The sequence below is a fragment of the Leptospira kobayashii genome (assembly GCF_003114835.2).
Lineage (GTDB): Bacteria > Spirochaetota > Leptospiria > Leptospirales > Leptospiraceae > Leptospira_A > Leptospira_A kobayashii.
In genome coordinates this window covers 2,121,514-2,140,915 of the sequence record NZ_AP025028.1, presented here as the reverse complement: position 1 = coordinate 2,140,915, position 19,402 = coordinate 2,121,514, and the positions used below count along the sequence as shown (strand labels likewise).

The following is a 19,402-nucleotide window of genomic DNA, read 5'->3' as shown; positions in this document are numbered from 1 at the left end:
CTTTTGATTCCGGTTTCAGCCATGCGAGTCTTTTTGATTTTATGCCTAATTTTTGTTAGTTGTAAGGACAAAAAATATCTTCGTGTCGAAGAAGAAAAAGAATCGGGATCCATGATCTCCCTTCGCGATTTTTCTCGTATTTCCTATACGAAAGCCGGTGATTTGGAATGGAAACTTTTAGGAAAGGAATCCTATATTTTCCCGAAAGAGAATCGAACGGTTGTTTATGGGTTTCAGTTTTACCAGTATGACGGCGGAAAATACAAATCTTTTTTAACCGGAGAAAGAGGGGAAATCAATCATACCGAAAAATCAGTAGTTTTGAACGGAGATGTAAAATTGAAAACGGAAGAAGGCCGCCAATTGCATTCCGAGTCTCTCAAATACAATCTGGAAGATAAAACATTGTCAACAGATGATGATGTGGTTATTTATTCGGAAGGAACTACCATTCGCGGGAAAGGACTTCGAGCGGACCGTGGTTTGAATAAGTATACCGTTTTGCGTCCCACTGCAATCACTGTGGGTGGAAGCAATCCTTTAAAAGACAAATGAAACAAATCGGATTCGTTTGTCTTTTTTTATCTTTGGTGTCCTTGGTATATGCGAACAACATTGATATTCCCATATTGATAGGAAGCGATGATATATTTCGCATAAGCCCTGCCGATCCGAACATCACCAAAACCAATGATAAAAAGAAAGAGAAAATACCTGTTATGTGGGGTGGGAATACCCTGACTCAGGAAGAGAGACTGATCAACGGATTTCAAATGAAGGTTTTTATCTTGGGTGGCGGTGCTTATATAACTCATAAAAATGTGAAATTGAATGCACGCGAAATTGAAGTGATCGGCGAAGACGCTCTGATCGGAAATTTGAAAGGACAAGTAGTGGTGGAAGACAAAGAAAACGGCGCTACTTTGATCGCTTCCAAAGGTGTTTATGATAAATTACTCGGCACGGTGACTTTGGAAAATCATCCCGTTCTGATTCATAAAAAGGACGGAAAGACGGTTAGGATTTCCTGTCATTCTATTGTACGTTATTTGGAAGAAGCGAGAACCGTTCTATCGGGAAAGGTGGTTGTCACTTCTCTTGATTTTCAAGTATTCGGAGAGGACGCGGTTTATTTTGAAAAAGAAGATAGAATCGATTTGGAAAACGAACCGTTTTTATTTTCGGAGAATCGTTTTTTGCAAGGTAAAATTCTTTCCTATTATGTAAAGGAAGGAAGCATTACTCTGGACGGGAATGCGGCAATCTATCAAGTCAGTTATGAAAAAGGAAATGAAAACATAGAAGAGTCCCGCAAAAATTCGAAAGAAGTTAAAAATAAAGAACCTGTGGAAAAAGAGAAAATAAGAATTATATCCACTTTCAGCGGCGATCGACTTGTTCATAAAAATAAAGCTTCCGAATCTTTTACATCCATGAAAGGAAATGCATTTTTGCATAGGGAAGATTCCGAATTCAAAGCGGAAGAAATCGAAAGCACTCGTAATAATAAACTGATCCAGGCGAAAAAGAATGTCACTTATTTGGACAAAAAGAACGCCTATCGAATGCAAGGTGGATATCTTGAATACGATAAGGAAAAGGGTTATTCCTTTTTGTCGGAAAACCCTCAGATCTTCTTTTTGGATAAAAAAACTTTGGAAGAAAAAGGAAATCTTTCTAGCGTTTTCATCGAAAGATTTGATGAAAAGAAAGAAGCGGTAGCCCGTGGAAATGTGAATATCCAAACTCAAACAGCTAAAGCGACGGGCGAATTTGCGACATATTTTGAAGAAGAAGACAAATTGGTTTTGGAAGGAAATCCGACCCTAGTCAGAGACGGAACAAAGGTGTCTGCCGGAAGGATTATTTTATTCCCATCTGAGGATAAGGCTGTATTAACGGACGGATTAAAAGTACTAAACGATGACAAAAAAAACTAAACAAATTCTTGCATCAGAACCGGAGACCCCGATAAAAACTTTCCGAATGGAAAATCTTGTTAAGATCTATAACAAGAGAAAGGTGGTCGACGGAGTCAGTTTTTTCATCCGCAAAGGCGAGATCGTAGGTTTGCTCGGTCCTAACGGTGCAGGCAAAACAACTTCTTTTTATATGAGTGTAGGTTTTGTCACTCCGGATTCCGGAACTGTTTTCATTGATGATGAGGATCTGACAAAATCACCGATGCACATCCGTGCGCGTATGGGAGTCGGTTATTTAGCACAGGAAGCGTCTATCTTTAGAAAATTAACTGTGGCGGAAAATCTGGAAGCCATTTTGGAAACGATGAATCTTCCCGGAGATGAAATCGTTAAAAGAAGAGACTCTCTCCTTATGGAATTACAGATCATGAGAGTTGCCAATCAAAAAGGCTTTACTCTTTCCGGTGGGGAAAGACGCAGATGTGAAATTGCTCGCGCGCTTGTAACGAATCCTGATTTCATACTACTCGATGAACCTTTTGCCGGAGTTGACCCGATTGCAGTGAAAGACATTCAGAATGTGATCCAGTCTTTAAAGAAAAGAGGATTGGGAATCTTGATTACAGATCATAACGTAAGGGAAACATTGAAAATTACGGATAGAGCTTATATCATGTACAGCGGTCGGATTTTGATTTCAGGAACTGCAAATGATTTGGTAAGCGATCCGGAAACTCGTCGTATATATTTGGGAGAAGATTTTACTCTTTAAGTCCATGAAACTCGGAAACAGCTTATCACAAAGGCAAACTCAAAGATTGGTTATGACGCATGATCTGCGTCAGTCGATCGAGCTATTGTCTCTGTCTACTCTGGAATTGTCGGATAAGATTCAAAACGAGTTAATGGAAAATCCCATGTTGGATGAAATCGGTCTGGATGAAAAACCGAAGATGCCCGAACTTTTTTCTTACGAAGAAGTCAAAAGAATCGAAAAACTCAATCATGAAAAAAGTACAGATGTAAATTGGCAAGAAACTTATTCGATAGAAGGACCGAGGACTTATAACCAGGAAGCAAGCGATAGAAATCAAAAATATATCGAATCGACAACGCGTGGAGAGTCGTTAGAGGAACATCTATTAGGCCAACTTCGGTTGATACGATTGACCAATTCCGAGTTCGAAATGGGCGAAGTTTTGATTTCAATGATTGATGAAAAGGGTTTCCTGAACCATGACTTGAGTGAAATCGCAAAAGAAATGGGTTATAGCGAAGTTAAGCTACGTAAGGTGCTCCGGCTAATCAATGAATTGGATCCTATCGGGATCGGAGCAAAGGACATTCAGGAAACTCTACTCATCCAAGCGAGGATTCTTTTCCCTGAAAATATACTTTTGCATAAACTGATCGATGAATTTTTAAATGATTTGGAAAGGATAGATTACAAAAAAATCGCCAAAAATCTCAGAATCACTGAAGATGAAGTTTCACAGCTTGCCCGTTTTATCAAAAAACTGGAACCGTATCCTGCCACTCTTTACCAAGGCAAAAAAACAGATTATGTTGTTCCGGATGTTGTTGTAAAAGAAATTGGAGGAGAGTTCAATATATTCATCAATGACGAATGGCTTCCCAAACTTGCCATCCAAGACGAATATAAGGAATTATTGAATACAAAACTTCCTGCGACAGACAAGGAATATTTTCAAACCAAGTTCAGTTCCGCTCAGTGGCTCATTCGCTCCATCCAACAGAGACGTCAGACTTTGCAAAGAGTGGTGAGTTCCATCATCGATTTTCAGGTGGATTTTTTCCGAGGCGGTATCACCCATATCAAACCGCTTACTTTGAAAGAAATCGCAGAAAAGCTCAGCCTGCATGAATCCACCATTTCCCGCATAACAACAAATAAATACATTCAAACGACTTGGGGAATTTTCGAATTGAAATGGTTTTTCTCTTCCGGAGTAAAATCGATGGAAGGTGGAAAGGAAAGTTCCAAAAAGATCCATGAAATCATCCGCAATTTGGTGAAGGCGGAAGATGATACGAACCCTCTCTCCGATCAGGATATCGTTGATATTATGGAGAAAAAAGGGATTGAAATTGCCAGAAGGACAGTTGCAAAATATAGAAAGGTTTTGAAAATTTTACCTTCAAACCAACGCAAACGAATTAGTTCATTAAAAGGTTAAACCATGCCCGTACCGGGAATTACAGTGGAAACGATACTCCGAGAACATGAGGATCTTAAGCTTGTATTGATAACAGGCGAAGAAGGATTAACCAACCGCATTAATAATGCAGAGATCAATCGCCCGGGGCTTTCCCTTACCGGCTTTTTCGATTTTTTTGCCAATGATAGGATTCAGATTTTCGGCAAAGGAGAGTGGGCTTATCTGAATTCACTCACTCCCGAACATTTGAACGATATCACTGAAAAGTTTTTTCAATTCCACCTAAACTGTATTATATATACTCACGGAAACGAACCTCAGGCTCCTTTTGTTGAAATGGCAAGACAAAAAGGTATCCCTTTGTTTTTGACTCCCGTCTCCACTCATCGATTCATTACTTTGATTTCTCAAATTTTAGACAGGGCATTGGCACCTCGTACGATGCGTCATGGAGTTTTGATCGAAGTATTCGGTATAGGAACTCTACTTACGGGAAAGTCAGGAGTGGGAAAAAGTGAGACTGCTCTCGAACTGATCGAAAGAGGGCATCGTCTGGTTGCGGACGATATGGTGGAAATCAGAAGGCTCAGCGAAAGTTATTTGATAGGATCATGTTCCGATTTGCTTCGCCATCATATGGAAATCAGAGGACTAGGGATTTTGAACATCAAAGATCTGTTTGGTGTTGGTTCCGTTCGTGACCACAAACTGATCGAACTCATCATCAACTTGAAAGAATGGGAAGAGCATGCCGAGTATGAAAGAACAGGCATTGAGCTCAGCACGGAAGATATATTAGGTGTTTCCATTCCTTATATTGAAATTCCGGTGAAACCGGGAAGAAATATTCCGATCATTGTAGAAACCGCAGCAATGAATCAGCGTCTTCGAAAAATGGGAAAGAATAGCGCGAAAGAATTTTCCACAAAACTAAATACATATATCCAACAGAGCAAAATTGAAACAAATCCAGTTAAAGATTAACGAAGAGTCAATGGGCTTACATGCGAGGCCCGCCTCTTTATTCGTAAAAGTAGCAGCTTCCTTTCCGTGTGAAATTTTTGTCATCAAGGATGATATAGAAGTCAATGGAAAATCGATTATGGGACTTATGATGTTGGCCTTAGGTGCCGGTGTGGAATTTTCCGTAAAAGCGGATGGGAATCGGGAAGACGAAGCGTTATCCGCAATTGAAAAGCTCGTCAAAAATAATTTTGAACTAGATGTTCCTAAATAATTTACAGTCCAGATTTCGGATTTCAGAAGAAAACCGTTATTATCTTAGGGACGCATTTGTATTTCTTCTCACCATCAGTGTAGCAGTCACTCTCTCCGAAATTTTCATATTTAGAAGGGATGATGAAGTTCCTTTTACGGCAAAAATAGATACTTATCTATTGCTTTTGATTCCGTTTTTTATCTTAGCATTGATGATTTCCTATGTTTACCGTAACAAAAGGAATTTGGAAACGGGTAAAATCAGAAGTTCGATTCGTTACAGACTTACATTAGCTTTTCTCTTTGTGGCACTTCTTCCTTCGTTGCCTATTTTTATTCTTTCTTCCAATTTAACCGGAAAGTTGATTGAAGGATTTTATCGGGTGGATATTTCCAATGCTTTGAAATCCGCTGTGGTATTGATTTCATCGGAAGAGAAACCGGCCGAAACAAATCTGTTTTACAAAGGCAATCACCTATTCAATCAAATCAAAAACACTCCCAAAGACAGTTATCTGATCTTCAGAAAAGCCGTTGAACTGGGATTTTTCGATAAAGAAGACTATTATCTTTGTTATACGGAAGGGAGTGTTGTTAAGTTCGAATCGAAAGGGCTTTATAAATACATAAACGATCTTGAATTCACTCAACTGAAAGACAATCAAAACGTATTGGATGCAAGGCTCTATCGTGAAGATATTTCCTATTACTTTCTGTTATTTCCTCTGGCTGAAGAAGTGAATTTGATTTTGGGGCAGAGAATTCATAGAGGTTCCGAGACAGAGGTTCTGAATATAATAAACGCAACTTCAACTTATAATACAGTTAGGATTTGGAAAGAAAAAATTCCACATAGTATCCGTTTAACGATAGGTATTTTTTCCTTTTCCATGTTTTTTGTGGCTATTCTGTTTTCATTCGTATTCGCCCGTAAAATTTCAAGACCTATCATCAATTTGGCGAATGCAACTAAGAAAGTATCTCTCGGCGAGTCCGATGTAAAGATTGAAATGTCCGAAGACGGAGAGATGGGAATTCTGATTGACTCTTTCAACCAGATGGTTGCGGATTTAAAATCCAAATCGGAAGAATTGATGCACACGCAAAGAATTGCCGCTTGGAAGGAAGTTGCGCAAAGAATGGCGCATGAAATCAAAAATCCTCTTACTCCGATCCAACTTTCTGCGGAAAGAATCCAAAGAAAATTTCAAAATCAAAATACTGAAAATCTAACTTCGGTGATTAATGATGCAACCGAAACTATCATCGGTCAGGTGAGGGTTTTGGAACATCTGGTTAAGGAATTTACCGAATTCGCCCGAATGCCCGTACCTGTACTTATCAATCAGAATTTGAATCCTATTCTTTTGGAAGCGGTAAGACTCTTCCAGGAATCTACGGATATAGAATTCGAACTGAAACTGAGCGAAACTTTGCCTGAGTTGTTCATCGACAAACGCCTTTTTTTGGGGGTGATCAACAATCTTTTGAAGAATGCTGTAGAAGCCATTCAGTCGGATAGCGGTTCCAACGAAGACGTGGATCTTTTGACCACCAAAGCTAAAAAGATAAGACTTACGGCAAGGCTCCAAAAGAAAGCGTTGAGAAAATCGGTGATTATCGAAATCGAGGATTCCGGGCCGGGGCTTTCTTCCGATTTGCGGGAAAAAATATTTGAACCTTACTTTTCTACAAAGGAAAATCATGGTTCTGGGATCGGTCTTGCAGTAGTCCAAAAAACAATCATAGATCATCATGGCCATATATCGGTGGAAGATTCGAAATTGGGCGGATGTAAGTTTAAGATCGAACTCCCGTTAGGTTAGTAGTATGCAGAAGCTAATTTACATTCTTGACGACGAAAAGGAAATTCGCAAATCTCTCAGAGCCATTCTGGAAGACGAGAATTATCTGGTCGAAGACTTCAGCAATGGAAAAACCTTAATCAAAGCACTGACAAAAGATAGACCGTCACTTATCCTTTTGGATGTTTGGGTGGGAAAGGAAGATGGGCTTACCATTCTGGATGAATGTAAAAAAATATATCCCACCATTCCGATCGTAATGATTTCCGGTCACGGAACCATCGAACTTGCAGTAAGTGCTACTAAAAAAGGTGCAAATGATTTTTTGGAAAAACCTTTGTCGATTGAAAAAGTGATCCAAACCATAGAGACCGCCCTTCAAAAATCGACCGATTCCGAATCGGAGACTCCAAATATCAAATTAGAATATGATGAAATACTCGGGGTCTCTCCCGGAATTAGAAAGGTCAAATTTGCAATTTACCAGGCGGCACAGACGAACGCTCGTGTTTTTATTTTTGGAGATAACGGAACGGGTAAGGAATTGGTTGCCCGAGCTATCTTTCAAAATTCAAAAAGAAGGGACTTACCTTATATAGAAATCAATTGCGCGGCGATCCCCGAGGATTTGATCGAATCCGAACTTTTCGGATATGAGAAGGGGGCATTCACCGGAGCTACCGACCGCAAAATCGGTAAATTCGAACAAGCGCATAATGGAACTTTGTTTCTTGACGAGATTTGCGATATGTCCCTTGCTACCCAGGCAAAAGTACTTCGGGTATTGCAGGAACAAAGATTCGAACGGATCGGTGGAAATGAAACCATTCAGGTGGATGTTCGTGTGATTGCTGCAACCAATATCAATGTGGAAGACGCGATCAAAGAAGGAAAATTCAGAGAGGATCTGTATTATAGATTGAATGTAATTCCGATCGAACTTCCTCCGCTTCGAGAGCGTAAACAGGACATTCCTATTTTAGTGGAACATTATCTCAAAAAATCGATCAAAGACAATGACCTAACACCTAAAACAATCGACAGGGAAGCTTTGGATCTACTTGTGCAGCATTTTTGGCCCGGAAATATCAGGGAACTTCGAAATATTCTGGAAAGACTTTCCATTATGGTTCCGAACGATACGATTCGCCAAAAGGATGTTAAAGATTCGCTTCTGGGATTTAAAAAAGCGAACGAGATGGCGGAACGGGGAGATTTAAAACATGCGAAAGACGAATTCGAGAGACAGTATATCATCAAAACCCTTCAAAACTTCGACGGAAATGTAAGCCGTGCTTCCAAAGCTTTAGGCATTGAAAGAACACATCTTTATCGCAAATTAAAATCCTTGAACATCCAGGTGGATCAGTTGGTGGAAAATTAAAGAATGAATCAGAAGGAATTATTCAACCAACTTGTGGATATTATCGAAGAAACGAAATATTTTCTCAAAAAACAGTCTTTACCTATATTTCATTTGAATCATGAACCTGATCCGGGTGATATCCATTTTCCATGGAAAGCATTGACCAAAAAAAGCTCGGAACAAAAAGCAAAGGAAACAAAAGAAAAACAAAGAACCAATAGGGAAGTGGTCAATTTTCCTTGTACACTATGTTCGGGAAAGATCTCGGGTATAAGGAATTTTTTCTATAGAGGTAGGAAACCGATCTTAGTTTTGCATTATTCCGGTGCAGTCTCGCCCAAAGACAAACCCTTTGTGAAAAGAAGCCCCAATCAGATTTTTAGGGAAATTTTGACTGAGAAAATCTGGAGTTCTCTGATTGAGAAAGCATTCGGATTTTCCTATCAGGAGTTTTTTTATCAAGAGTATCCGGCTTGCAATTTTTCAAATACAAATTCGAAAGAAGAAGATTGGAAAACCAGGATTGATACATGCAAGATTCATATCCAGGACAATATTACCGACTTCGATATCCAAGGGATCGTCCTTTTGGGATCTTCCGCCAGGCTTGTGTTTGGTGATAAAGCAAAAGATCATTTGGGAAAGATCGTTCATTGGGATTTCGGCGATAAGAAAATTCCCGTATTAACTCTCAGATCTCCTGAGGCGCTTGTATTTCTTGAGGAAAAATCGAAATCGAACTCGGGAGAAGAGAGTGTTTTGTTTCAATACGCGCAGGAAAAACAATCCCTTGAAACTCAATTTTTAGATCAATTGAAATCCATTTCCAAATATATTTCTTAAATATTATATGATCAGTTATGTAGAGGTCGCTGTCAATGTGAGTTGGAATGATCGGTCTTTGACTTATCTGCTTCCTGATGATGTTACCGGTATTAGTCCTGGTGTTCGTGTAGTTGTGGAAGTGGGGAATGAAGAAGTGGAAGGAATCGTCCTTGAGTCTCACAACAACGAGCCGAATTACAAAGTAAAAAAAATCATAAAGGTAATAGATTCCTCTCCTGTCATCACGAAAGAACAGATAGAATTAGGAGATTGGATGAGCGAGTCATATCTGTCTTCTTTGGGAGAAGCATTATTTAAAATGCTTCCTCGAGGAAAAAGAAAAATAAAAACTCACCGATCCGACCTGATAATCAGACACGAGAATTTACAACAACTGAACGATGAACAAAAATTAGCTTTTGAAAGCATCCTTCGTTCTGGTCCCGAAGAAATTGTGCATTTGCTTTTCGGAATCACGGGGAGCGGTAAAACGGAAGTATACATTCATCTGATGAAACATTATTTGGAAAACACGGATGGATCCATTCTTTTTCTTGTTCCGGAAATCAGTCTGACATTTCCCACAGTACAAAGAATCGAAAGGATTTTTCCCGGTGAGATTGCCATTTTACATTCCCATCTCCGCACATCCGAAAAGTTTCAAAATTATACTGATGTTTTGGAAGGTAAAAAACGGATCGTGATCGGGACCAGATCCGCAGTATTTGCACCTTTGAAAAATATAGATTTGATCATCATTGATGAAGAGCACGACGGATCCTATAAGGAAAATTCAAACCCTCGTTATCATGCCCGCCAGGTTGCCCTCCAAAGGATCAAAGAACGTTCGGGAAAGCTGGTTATGGGAAGTGCCACACCCAGCCTGGAAATATTTTTCCAGGCAAAGCAGGGACGAATCGGGTTTCATAAATTAACCAAAAGAGCGAATCCGAACGCTACACTCGCCAAAATAGAAATCGGAAAAATGAAAGATGATCACCAATTGGTTTCGGGAGATCTGCAATTCAGAATCCAAGACCGGTTGAAAAAAAAAGAACAAACCTTGATTCTTCTGAATCGAAGAGGATATAGTCCTTTAATCCATTCCAAATCCAAAAACGAATTTTTACCTTGTCCTAAATGCACTTCTTCACTTTGTTATCATAACCAGGGTTTGGTGATGTGTCATCTTTGCGGTTATAAAATTTCTTTCAAACAATTGCAGGCGGAAGAAGGTGAAATCGAACTTGTGGGAGCTGGTACTCAGAAACTGGAAGAGACTCTTGTTTCCATCTTTCCTCAAGCAAAAGTAGAAAGACTGGATCAAGATTCTACGCGCAATAAAGATATAGTAAAAGAAGTGTTGGAAAGATTGGAATCCAAGGAATTGGATATTCTTACCGGCACCCAAATGGTGGCCAAGGGTCTCGATTTTCCGAATGTAACATTGGTTGGGATTTTGAACGCCAATCACGGGTTAGGCGTTCCGGATTTTAGAAGTGCCGAAAGAACTTTTTCTCTTTTAGCTCAAGTGGCGGGACGTGCCGGGCGTGGGGATATCCCCGGAGAAGTATTTATCCAAGCTACGGATCCCACTCATCCGGTGATTCAAATGGCGCTTCGCCAAAATTACGAAGAATTTTACGAATGGGAAATAGCATTTCGACATTCCTTACGATATCCTCCTTTTTCACGGCTTGCAAGACTGGTATTTCGATCCAAAGACGAAGATCGTTCCGCAAAACTATCTGTTCATTATAAAGAAGTTTTAGTTCATTTGATAGAAGAGGGTGATGGGATCGACATTCTGGGCCCTTCTCCCTGTCCTTTTTATAAAATTGATAATAATTTCAGACATCATATATTGATCAAATCGAAAACCATTCAAAAAATCAGAGAAGTATTGAAAACACTGAAAGAACAAGTGAAACAGGATATCCGGTGTTATGTGGAATACGACTTTGATCCGGTGGATTTGGTTTGATTCCATTCCCGAATCGGTAAAATCTGGAATAGAAAAGGAAAATCATGTCAATCTCTATCGGTTATTTCGGATCACCCTCACATTCTGCAAAATTATTAGGCTTGTTGCTTGAGGCGGGCATATCCGTTGACTTTGTTGTTACCAATCCCGACAGACCTGTGGGAAGAAAAAAAGAACTCACTCCCACTCCTGTAAAACAACTGGCATCGGAACATTCCATCCCGATCATTCAATCGGAACGACTTCGTTTGGATGAAGATGCGAAAAAGAAAATCTGCTCCTATCCTTCTTCCATTCATATCGTTTATGCCTACGGTTCGATCATTCCCGAAGTGGTGTTTCAGTTTCCCAAATACGGAAGCATCAATTTGCACGGAAGTTTGCTTCCTAAATACAGAGGTGCTTCTCCCGTTCAATCTTTTTTATTGAGTGGGGAGACTATCTCAGGATTTACGATCCAACATTTGGCAAAGGAAGTGGATTCGGGAGATATAGTCGTTCAGGAAAGTTGGGTAGTCGGACAGGAAGAAACAACCAAAGATTTGTTAGACGCTATCACTGCAAAAGGAGCTCTTCCTTTGATCGATATGATTCGGAATTTGGAATCAAAACCGCTTCCCAAAATCCCCCAAGACCATTCCCTCGCCACTCATTGCCGCAAAATCGGACCGGAAGATAGATCCATAAACTGGACCCGTTCCGCATTTGAAATTCACAATCAAATCCGAGCTCTCTATCCCGACCCTTTGGCATACACTGTTTTTCGCGAAAAAAGAGTGATTATCAACCGGTCTTTTTTTACCGCCGATCTAAGACCTATTACATCGGATCTTCCCCTCGGAAGCTTTTTAATCGGTGAGAAAAAAAGACTTTTCTGCGTCTGCGGAGACGGAAACCTGCTAGGTATAGAGACTCTTCAGCCTGAAGGGAAAAAACCGATGAGCGGTTTCGATTTTTTTAACGGAGCAAGGGCATCCCTTGGAGAAACATTTACGTGAAAGAGAAATTTCTTAAAATCCTACCTTACAGTGGTTATGTTTTATTTATCAGCCTCGGGCTTTTGATTTTTTTTGTGGGAGCATTCCTTGTGGTCGTGGTTCGTACCAAAGACGAACAAAAGGTTACAATGCCTTTGATCATCGGAAAAAATTACATTGAAGTGCATAATGAGTTACAACGGTTGCAATTGAAAGTGAGATTGGAGACTCTTCGGATTCCTGAAAAAACGGACGGGGTGATTTTATCTCAGTCCATCGATCCGGGAAAAGAAGTGGAAGCAGGTTCAAAACTTTATGTTACCGTCAATGTGGGATTCGACCGGATTACCGTTCCCGATCTGAAAGGTCAGGATTTGAAACGGGCGAAAGCCGTTTTGGAAAAGGTACTTGCAGGAGATGTTTACGTTCCTCTGACCATTGGAGGGATTACCTATGTTCCTTCCGTTGGGGACGAACCTCCTGATACTGTGATCGACCAGATTCCCGCCCCAGGCAAAGAAACTCATTCAGGTGAAAAGATATTTTTACTTGTTACCGAGTCCAGCGCCAAAGAAAAAACTAATCAAAGTAATGCGGAAGTCTTGAAAGAATCCGATTTTTTAGGAGTCCCTCTTCCTTTTGCGGTGGATTCCTTTCAAAGAAGAAAAATTCCCTATACGATTACCGAATTTAAAAAACCGGAATTCCGAGATGACAATGGAAAGATCAGCTCCATCAAACTCACTCCCAAAGGCGCGGTTATGGATGTGAATTTTTTAAAGGCTGAGGAAAAACTGAATTATGTATATGAATCCGTAAGTTACGAAGTGGATGATAAGGATATTTATACTGCCACTCTCACTTATACGGATGAAAGATCCGGGAATGAAGTGAAAAAAGACATCCTTAGTTCTCAAAACCTGGAAGAAGATCAGGTTGTCAACCTCGCGTTTTATCGCAGCAAGGAAACCAAGCTGACGTTAGTTGGCCAGAATACCGGTGAAGCCAAGTCTTGGACATTCAAAGGAAAATACTAAATCTATGAAAATTTCCGCCTCTATCCTTGCGGCAAAAATGACCGCATTATCCACCATTCTTCCTACATTTAAAAAAGAGAATATCGATTACATTCATATGGATGTAATGGACGGAAACTTTGTCCCTCAGATTTCTTTTGGGGAAGCGATTACCAAAGAAGTGGGAGAACTCACTGATATCCCTTTGGATGTACATCTTATGGTCGCAAAACCGGAAGATCATGTTCAAAAATATTTGGAATTGAAACCTTACTGCGTTACATTTCATATAGAAACGACTCATTTTGCAGTTCGGTTGGCAGAAGAGATCAGAAAGGCAGGTTGCAAGGTAGGAGTTTCTCTGAATCCTGCGACTCCTCCGGAAGCGATTTCTACGATTCTACCTTATCTTGATTTGGTACTTTTGATGACGGTTGATCCCGGTTTTTACGGCCAATCCTTTATCAAAACCGGATTTGAAAAAATTGAAAAGGTTCGCAAGATGACTTCTCCCTACGGAATCGAGCTGGAAGTGGATGGAGGAGTCAATGAATCCAATATCCGGGAGCTGGAAAAACTGGGAGTGGACTTGTGTGTTGTCGGTTCCGGGCTATTTAAAACCGGAAATCCGAACGAACAGGGAAAAAAATTGAAGGATTTGGCGAAGGGTTAAAACTCACTCTTGACAGGGGAGGCTAGTTTTTAAAACCTGTAGCAAAAGAGGTACACTTTCTTGGTAAAGTTAAGATTACAGAGAACTGGAACGAAAGCAGATCCACACTACCGTATTGTTGCGGCGGATATCCGATCTCCTCGTGACGGTCGTTTCATTGAGGCTGTAGGCCATTTTCACCCAACTGCATCTGCGGTAAAACAGTCTGATTTCAATGAAGAGAAAACTCTTTCTTGGCTCAAAAAAGGCGCGCAACCAACTGACACTGTCCTTGCTCTTCTTAAAAAGAACGGCATCTGGTCAAAATACAAAGGTTAAGATTCTAGTATCCAAATGGAATCACTTGTTCGTTATATAGTTCATTCCCTAGTAGACCAACCTGACCAGGTAGTTGTAAATCAAGTGCCTGGAGAAGAGGAAACGGTCATTGAGCTTCGAGTGGCTCAAAAAGATTTGGGAAAAGTCATCGGAAAAAACGGTCGCATAGCAAAGTCTTTGCGAACAGTTCTCCAAGCCGCTGGCACCAAACAAGGCAAAAACTACACTTTAGAAATTGTCGACTGATCCAAGTATCATCAAAGTCGGCGACTTTGGTGCAACCCACGGAATCAAAGGTCTCATTCGAATCCATACAGAGGGTGAAACATTAGCAATCCTCAAGACTCCGATTGTTTGTTCCGTCGAGTTAGTCGGTGGAACAAAAAAGCAAGTTAAGATCCTTGAAATCAAAAAACATTCCAGCTTCTATTTAGCGAAATTGGAAGGATATGAAACCCCTGAAGCTGTTGTGGTATTCCGCCAGGCAGGTATATTTTTAAAAAAATCGGAACTTCCCAAACCGGCTCCGGGCGAAGTCTATGTATTGGATTTAATCGGTTTGGAGGCAACTCACGTGTTGGGGGAAAAGGGACTCGGTTACTTTGTAAAGGAAGTCATCGACAATGCAGCCCATCCTATTCTTCGTTTTGTTGCAAAAGAAGAAATAGAACCAAAGGAAGTTCTCGTCCCGTTTTTAAATAAATACGTGGGGGATTGGGATTTGCAAAAAATCCAAATCGAAGTGATTTCCTGGGAGGATTGGTTTGCAGTTTAATTTTATCACTCTTTTCCCTGACAAAATCGAATCCTATTTTCAATCCGGAATCCCAGGCAAAGCCAAAAACAACGGCTTTATCGATATCAATACAATCCATTTGAGAGACTTTGCCGGCAACAAACACCAGAAAGTCGACGATACGATTTACGGAGGAGGACCGGGCATGTTATTGCAGGTTGGTCCGGTATATCGGGCACTTGAGTCCTTAGGAGATAAAAAAGGTCTTGTAGTTCTCATGTCTCCTTCAGGCGAATTGTTCGATCAAAAATTGGCAAAAGAACTCTATGCGAGTTCCGATTGTTTTACCTTTATTTCCGGCTACTATGAAGGGGTAGATCATCGGGTTACGGAGCATTTAATTGACAGGGAAGTGGCTATTGGAAACTATGTAATTTCATCAGGGGATTTAGCTTCCTTGGTTGTGGCGGACTGTATTTCGCGTTTTGTTCCGGGCTTTTTGGGCAAGGAAGCGAGCTTGGAAGAAGAGTCTCACAACGAAGAAGAAGAGTTGGAATACCCTCAGTTTACCAAACCTTACGAATTTATGGGTTGGACTGTTCCGGATGTACTTGTGAACGGCAATCACGAAGAAATCCGAAAGTGGCGGCAAAATAACCGCAAGACAAGAAATCATTCTTAGAGGAAGCCATGAATCAGATCTTAGAAAAGGCGCTAGAAGGCGAGTTTAAAAACGAGCTCAATTTTGAAATCGGTGATACGATTAAAGTTCATTACAAAATTGTTGAATCTGGAAAAGAAAGAATCCAGGTTTATGAAGGCGTTGTGATCTCGATTTCCAACAAAGGCGCAAGCAAAACTTTTACAGTAAGACGTATTTCTTATGATATCGGAGTGGAAAGAATTTTCCCTCTTCATAGCCCTCGAATCGCAAGATTAGAGTTGGTTAGAAAAGGTAGTGTAAGACGTGCTAAACTTTACTACTTACGTGAAAAAACAGGTAAGTCGGGAAGAATCAAAGAAAGAAAAGGTGGCCAAGCAATGGTTGCCAAAGAGAAAAAAAGACAGGATGAGGCGATTGCTACCAAAACTGCTGCAACGAAAGCAGCTGCTGCCGAATCCGCTCAACCGGCATAGATCTTTCTTTCGACAAAGCTCCGAAAAGGCCTTACTTTCCGGAGCTTTCCCTTCCCAAACATCTCCCCATTCTCTCCATTGACGAAGCCGGGCGCGGCACATTAGCCGGCCCTGTCGCTATAGGCATGGTCTCGTTTGATATTGAAACAATAGAAAAAATCCAATCCGGGGAAGTTCTGAAAGGAATTCGGGATTCCAAACTTTTGAGTTTGGAAAAAAGAAGATTTTTTGCGGAAGAAGTTAAAAAACTAGCGAAAGTTTGGCGAGTCGTGTTTGTTTCTCATAAGTTTATCGATCGTTACAATATCAATCAAGCTATCTTTTACGGAATCAACCGTTCCATCCCTAAAAATCTTATCCCTCATCCGTTTCTATTTGTGGATGGGAATTATAAAATTAAAATCTCCAAACCAATCGAAGGTTACTTCTCATTGCCAAAAGGAGATGATCTTATGCCTAGCATTTCCGCCGCATCGGTTCTTGCTAAAACCTATAGGGATGATTGGATGGAGAAAATGGAAACTGTCTTTCCCGGTTACGGGTTTGCCAAACATAAGGGTTATGGAACCGAATTCCATCGAAATCAGGTCAAAAAACTGGGAATTTCCAGAATCCATAGGTTGAGTTTTTTAAAATTTCTCCGAGAGGAAGTAGTGAAAGAAGAACTATTTCCAAATGATCCACTCGCTTGATTCCTTAATTCTAAGAACCTTTCTATCTACCCAAGGTAGGTGGAATGAAAAGCTGGTTGATCCGAAAGAGTTCAAATCCTCTGTTCCGGTTCATGGAACCCATACTTCACAACTTTTAAAAAACAATCTTAAAAATCCCGATTGGTCGGGAAGCAATAAACAAGAGTTAGCTTCTTTTCTGAAAATACGAAACGGATTCTTTAATGAATCCAAGACGGAACAATGGCAACATGCAACGGAGAAGTCCGATCCGAAATCCATCGAATGGAAACCTCTTTGGAATTTTCTCTTTCCTGAAATCCAATGGACCAAAAACAGAATTCATTTCCAGGATAAGAAGAAGAAACGTTCCTTTGAAGGTTTTTTTCAGAAAGAAGGAGAGGCGGATTATTATTTTTGCGCTTTGTTCGAATCTTTGATTACGGGAAAAATATGGATTTTGTTCTATTTTTCAAATTCTTCTCCCGAAGAAGGAATTTTGGAAATGAAAGCGAATTTGCCTCACACTTTAACTAGGTTGAAAAAGGATATTCCCAAACTAAAGCCCGCTTTTTCAGGGATTGGAGAGATCCGTTTCTTTATGGAACCTAACAGAGATTCTGCTGAATTCGAATCCGAGATCCGAGGGATGTTCGCGTGAAAAAGAAAGCAGTCGCGCTTCAGTTTGATTCCAAGATTCATAAAGCCCCATTTGTACTTGCTTCCGCAGAAGGAAGAAAGGCGGAACAAATCTGTAAGATTGCGGAAGAAAATGAAATCAATCTGATCGAAGATAAACTATTGGCGGATTCTCTTGCCAAACTCCCCGTAGGCACTGAAATCCCCAGGGAACTTTACGATTCCGTCTCGGTTATATTCCGATATCTACTTTCCCTACAAAATGAGAAAAACAATTGATCCCATAGCAACTTCATAGTAAAATTTGCCAAACATGCGAAAGATACCGATTCAAGACCTGGCGGCAGGAACAAAATTCAACCGTTCGGTTTACTTAGACAAAGACACGGTGCTCGTGAGCTCTGGACAACCTATCACCCAGCAGGACTTAGACAGACTCAGACAATTCGGAATTTCTTTTGTTCTTACGGACGGGGAACTTGTTACTGAGAAAGAATCCATCAAAGCAAGTTCCGAAAATTCCAATTACCTCGATACAAATCTCCCTTTATCTCATAATGATGAGACTTCCGCTCGGGGAAAGTATATCCTGGATAAAGCAAATGGCAATAAAGTGGAGTTTACCGCTTTATTCAAAGACTGTTTCGAGCTGGTTCAAAAAACATACAGATCCGCTTCCGAAGGAAAATACACTGAAATCAGGGAATTTCGTGATATTGCAGAGAGAATCACTGATCATGTAAAATCAAATCCGCAGTTGCCCATTTTATTATTTGCACATTCCCATTCGGGTTATTATCTATATTCTCATATCTGTTATGCGACCTTTTTTTCCATTCTGCTCGGAACTTATTTGGAGTTTTCGAGGCCCAAGCTGATTGATCTGGCAATCGCCGCCATATTTGCAGACATGGGAATGGTCACTGTTCCGGAAGAAGTTTCCGAGAAAAAAACAGCTTTAACGGAGCTGGATCATAAGACGATCAAAAGGCATCCCGTTACAGGTTATCAAATTCTCACTCAAAGATTGAAACTTAAAAACTCACTTGCGATCGTTGCCCTTCAACACCATGAAGCGGTGGACGGTACCGGTTATCCTCAGAAGATCACTTCCAACGAAATGGAAGAACTGACAAGGGTATTTATGATTGCGGATCAGTTTTCCGCAATGATAGCAACTAGACCTTATCGACCCGCATTTCTTCCTTATGATGCGATGAAACTTATGATCAGTGTGAATGTAAATCGTTTCGATTTGAAAATGGTTCGGTTGTTTCTAAATAAACTGGGAATGTTTCCCATCGGATCGGGAGTTTTATTGTCTGATAATCGAACCGGAATCGTAATTGATTCCAACAAAGACAAACCTCTCCGTCCGGTCATTCGCATAACAAAAGATGCTGAAGGCAATCGGTTGAAACTTTTGGAATTTGTGGATTTGATGATCGATTTGAATACGTACATCCAAAAAGCCATCCCGTTCGCTCAAATTTATTAAAATATCGGTGAAAAAAACAGAGTTAGGCAAATGGGGAGAGGATTTCGGAGCGGATTACCTGGATTCCCTGGGACATTCCATACTCATTTCCAATTTCAGAAATAGATTCGGGGAATTGGACATAATCAGCTTCTCCGGGGAAGTTCTTTATTGCACCGAGGTAAAAACCTGGAACCAAACCCGCCATTTCCATCCTTTGCAGGTCTTTAATGAGACAAAAAAGAATCGAATGAGGAAGGTATATTATTATCTGACCAAAACTTATCCCGCGCTTTCTCACCTAACAGTGTCATTTTGTTTGCTCCATATAAACGAAAAAAGGGAAGTGAGTTTTTATTCCCATCTATTCTAAAATACTTCATCAAGGGTTTTTTCTTACCCGCCGATGGATTCAGTATCCCTAACGGGATCTGCTCTCAAGGATGAGAGTATGTTCG

At 40.4% G+C, this 19,402-nt stretch carries 23 protein-coding genes; all 23 read left to right on the top strand.

From position 1 onward, the window contains the following. The first annotated feature begins 3 nt into the window (after nt 1-3). From lptC to DI077_RS09320, 23 genes are read left to right on the top strand one after another with little or no spacing between them, the layout of a single operon-like run. Complete coding sequence (gene lptC, locus DI077_RS09430) at nt 4-555, top strand: LPS export ABC transporter periplasmic protein LptC (protein WP_278321633.1); 552 nt, start codon at nt 4-6, stop codon at nt 553-555. After that, nucleotides 552-1,940, top strand: coding sequence for an LptA/OstA family protein (locus DI077_RS09425; RefSeq protein ID WP_109019885.1), 1,389 nt, complete (start codon nt 552-554; stop codon nt 1,938-1,940). The genes lptC and DI077_RS09425 overlap by 4 nt, the downstream gene beginning before the upstream one ends. Nucleotides 1,941-1,986: 46 nt before the next feature. Then, nucleotides 1,987-2,694: an LPS export ABC transporter ATP-binding protein gene (lptB, locus tag DI077_RS09420; protein ID WP_109019995.1), complete on the top strand. Its 708-nt coding sequence runs from the start codon at nt 1,987-1,989 to the stop codon at nt 2,692-2,694. A gap of 4 nt (nt 2,695-2,698) precedes the next feature. Next, nucleotides 2,699-4,120: an RNA polymerase factor sigma-54 gene (gene rpoN, locus DI077_RS09415; protein WP_109019884.1), complete on the top strand. Its 1,422-nt coding sequence runs from the start codon at nt 2,699-2,701 to the stop codon at nt 4,118-4,120. A gap of 3 nt (nt 4,121-4,123) precedes the next feature. Next, nucleotides 4,124-5,086: an HPr(Ser) kinase/phosphatase gene (hprK, locus tag DI077_RS09410; RefSeq protein ID WP_109019883.1), complete on the top strand. Its 963-nt coding sequence runs from the start codon at nt 4,124-4,126 to the stop codon at nt 5,084-5,086. Beyond that, nucleotides 5,061-5,339, top strand: a complete 279-nt coding sequence (locus DI077_RS09405; RefSeq protein WP_109019882.1) for an HPr family phosphocarrier protein — start codon at nt 5,061-5,063, stop codon at nt 5,337-5,339. The genes hprK and DI077_RS09405 overlap by 26 nt, the downstream gene beginning before the upstream one ends. After that, nucleotides 5,326-7,146, top strand: coding sequence for an LIC_11548 family sensor histidine kinase (locus DI077_RS09400; protein ID WP_109019881.1), 1,821 nt, complete (start codon nt 5,326-5,328; stop codon nt 7,144-7,146). The genes DI077_RS09405 and DI077_RS09400 overlap by 14 nt, the downstream gene beginning before the upstream one ends. Before the next feature lie 4 nt (nt 7,147-7,150). Continuing rightward, nucleotides 7,151-8,509, top strand: a complete 1,359-nt coding sequence (locus tag DI077_RS09395) for a sigma-54-dependent transcriptional regulator (protein WP_109019880.1) — start codon at nt 7,151-7,153, stop codon at nt 8,507-8,509. Between the two features lie 3 nt (nt 8,510-8,512). Continuing rightward, complete coding sequence (locus tag DI077_RS09390) at nt 8,513-9,334, top strand: hypothetical protein (protein ID WP_109019879.1); 822 nt, start codon at nt 8,513-8,515, stop codon at nt 9,332-9,334. Nucleotides 9,335-9,341: 7 nt separating this feature from the next. Continuing rightward, nucleotides 9,342-11,300: a replication restart helicase PriA gene (gene priA / locus DI077_RS09385; RefSeq protein WP_109019878.1), complete on the top strand. Its 1,959-nt coding sequence runs from the start codon at nt 9,342-9,344 to the stop codon at nt 11,298-11,300. A gap of 44 nt (nt 11,301-11,344) precedes the next feature. Further along, nucleotides 11,345-12,298 (top strand): methionyl-tRNA formyltransferase, encoded by a 954-nt coding sequence (gene fmt, locus DI077_RS09380; protein WP_109019877.1) that lies wholly within the window; start codon nt 11,345-11,347, stop codon nt 12,296-12,298. Further along, nucleotides 12,295-13,314 (top strand): PASTA domain-containing protein, encoded by a 1,020-nt coding sequence (locus tag DI077_RS09375; protein ID WP_109019876.1) that lies wholly within the window; start codon nt 12,295-12,297, stop codon nt 13,312-13,314. Before fmt ends, DI077_RS09375 begins: the two co-directional genes overlap by 4 nt. 4 nt (nt 13,315-13,318) lie before the next feature. Next, nucleotides 13,319-13,966, top strand: a complete 648-nt coding sequence (gene rpe / locus DI077_RS09370; RefSeq protein WP_109019875.1) for a ribulose-phosphate 3-epimerase — start codon at nt 13,319-13,321, stop codon at nt 13,964-13,966. A 60-nt stretch (nt 13,967-14,026) separates the two neighbouring features. Continuing rightward, a complete protein-coding gene (gene rpsP / locus DI077_RS09365) occupies nt 14,027-14,284 on the top strand; it encodes a 30S ribosomal protein S16 (RefSeq protein WP_109019874.1) in 258 nt (85 codons plus the stop codon). A 15-nt stretch (nt 14,285-14,299) separates the two neighbouring features. Further along, entirely contained in the window at nt 14,300-14,530 is a 231-nt protein-coding gene (locus DI077_RS09360; protein WP_109019873.1) for a KH domain-containing protein, read from the top strand. Further along, nucleotides 14,520-15,059 (top strand): ribosome maturation factor RimM, encoded by a 540-nt coding sequence (gene rimM, locus DI077_RS09355; RefSeq protein ID WP_109019872.1) that lies wholly within the window; start codon nt 14,520-14,522, stop codon nt 15,057-15,059. The genes DI077_RS09360 and rimM overlap by 11 nt, the downstream gene beginning before the upstream one ends. Continuing rightward, nucleotides 15,049-15,702: a tRNA (guanosine(37)-N1)-methyltransferase TrmD gene (gene trmD, locus DI077_RS09350; protein ID WP_109019871.1), complete on the top strand. Its 654-nt coding sequence runs from the start codon at nt 15,049-15,051 to the stop codon at nt 15,700-15,702. Before rimM ends, trmD begins: the two co-directional genes overlap by 11 nt. 8 nt (nt 15,703-15,710) lie before the next feature. Then, nucleotides 15,711-16,157 carry a 50S ribosomal protein L19 gene (rplS, locus tag DI077_RS09345; RefSeq protein ID WP_109019870.1) on the top strand — a complete coding sequence of 149 codons (447 nt, stop codon included), beginning with the start codon at nt 15,711-15,713 and terminating at the stop codon, nt 16,155-16,157. Further along, nucleotides 16,139-16,849: a ribonuclease HII gene (locus DI077_RS09340; RefSeq protein WP_341461798.1), complete on the top strand. Its 711-nt coding sequence runs from the start codon at nt 16,139-16,141 to the stop codon at nt 16,847-16,849. The genes rplS and DI077_RS09340 overlap by 19 nt, the downstream gene beginning before the upstream one ends. Further along, on the top strand, nt 16,833-17,489 hold the full coding sequence (locus tag DI077_RS09335) for a hypothetical protein (protein WP_109019868.1): 657 nt from the start codon (nt 16,833-16,835) through the stop codon (nt 17,487-17,489). Before DI077_RS09340 ends, DI077_RS09335 begins: the two co-directional genes overlap by 17 nt. Next, nucleotides 17,486-17,746, top strand: a complete 261-nt coding sequence (locus tag DI077_RS09330; RefSeq protein ID WP_167837127.1) for an EscU/YscU/HrcU family type III secretion system export apparatus switch protein — start codon at nt 17,486-17,488, stop codon at nt 17,744-17,746. Before DI077_RS09335 ends, DI077_RS09330 begins: the two co-directional genes overlap by 4 nt. 34 nt (nt 17,747-17,780) lie before the next feature. After that, nucleotides 17,781-18,965: a cyclic di-GMP phosphodiesterase gene (locus DI077_RS09325; protein ID WP_109019866.1), complete on the top strand. Its 1,185-nt coding sequence runs from the start codon at nt 17,781-17,783 to the stop codon at nt 18,963-18,965. Nucleotides 18,966-18,972: 7 nt separating this feature from the next. Then, the gene (locus DI077_RS09320; RefSeq protein WP_109019865.1) at nt 18,973-19,317 is read left to right on the top strand and encodes a YraN family protein; all 345 of its coding nucleotides are present in this window, start codon (nt 18,973-18,975) and stop codon (nt 19,315-19,317) included. Nucleotides 19,318-19,402: the final 85 nt, after the last annotated feature.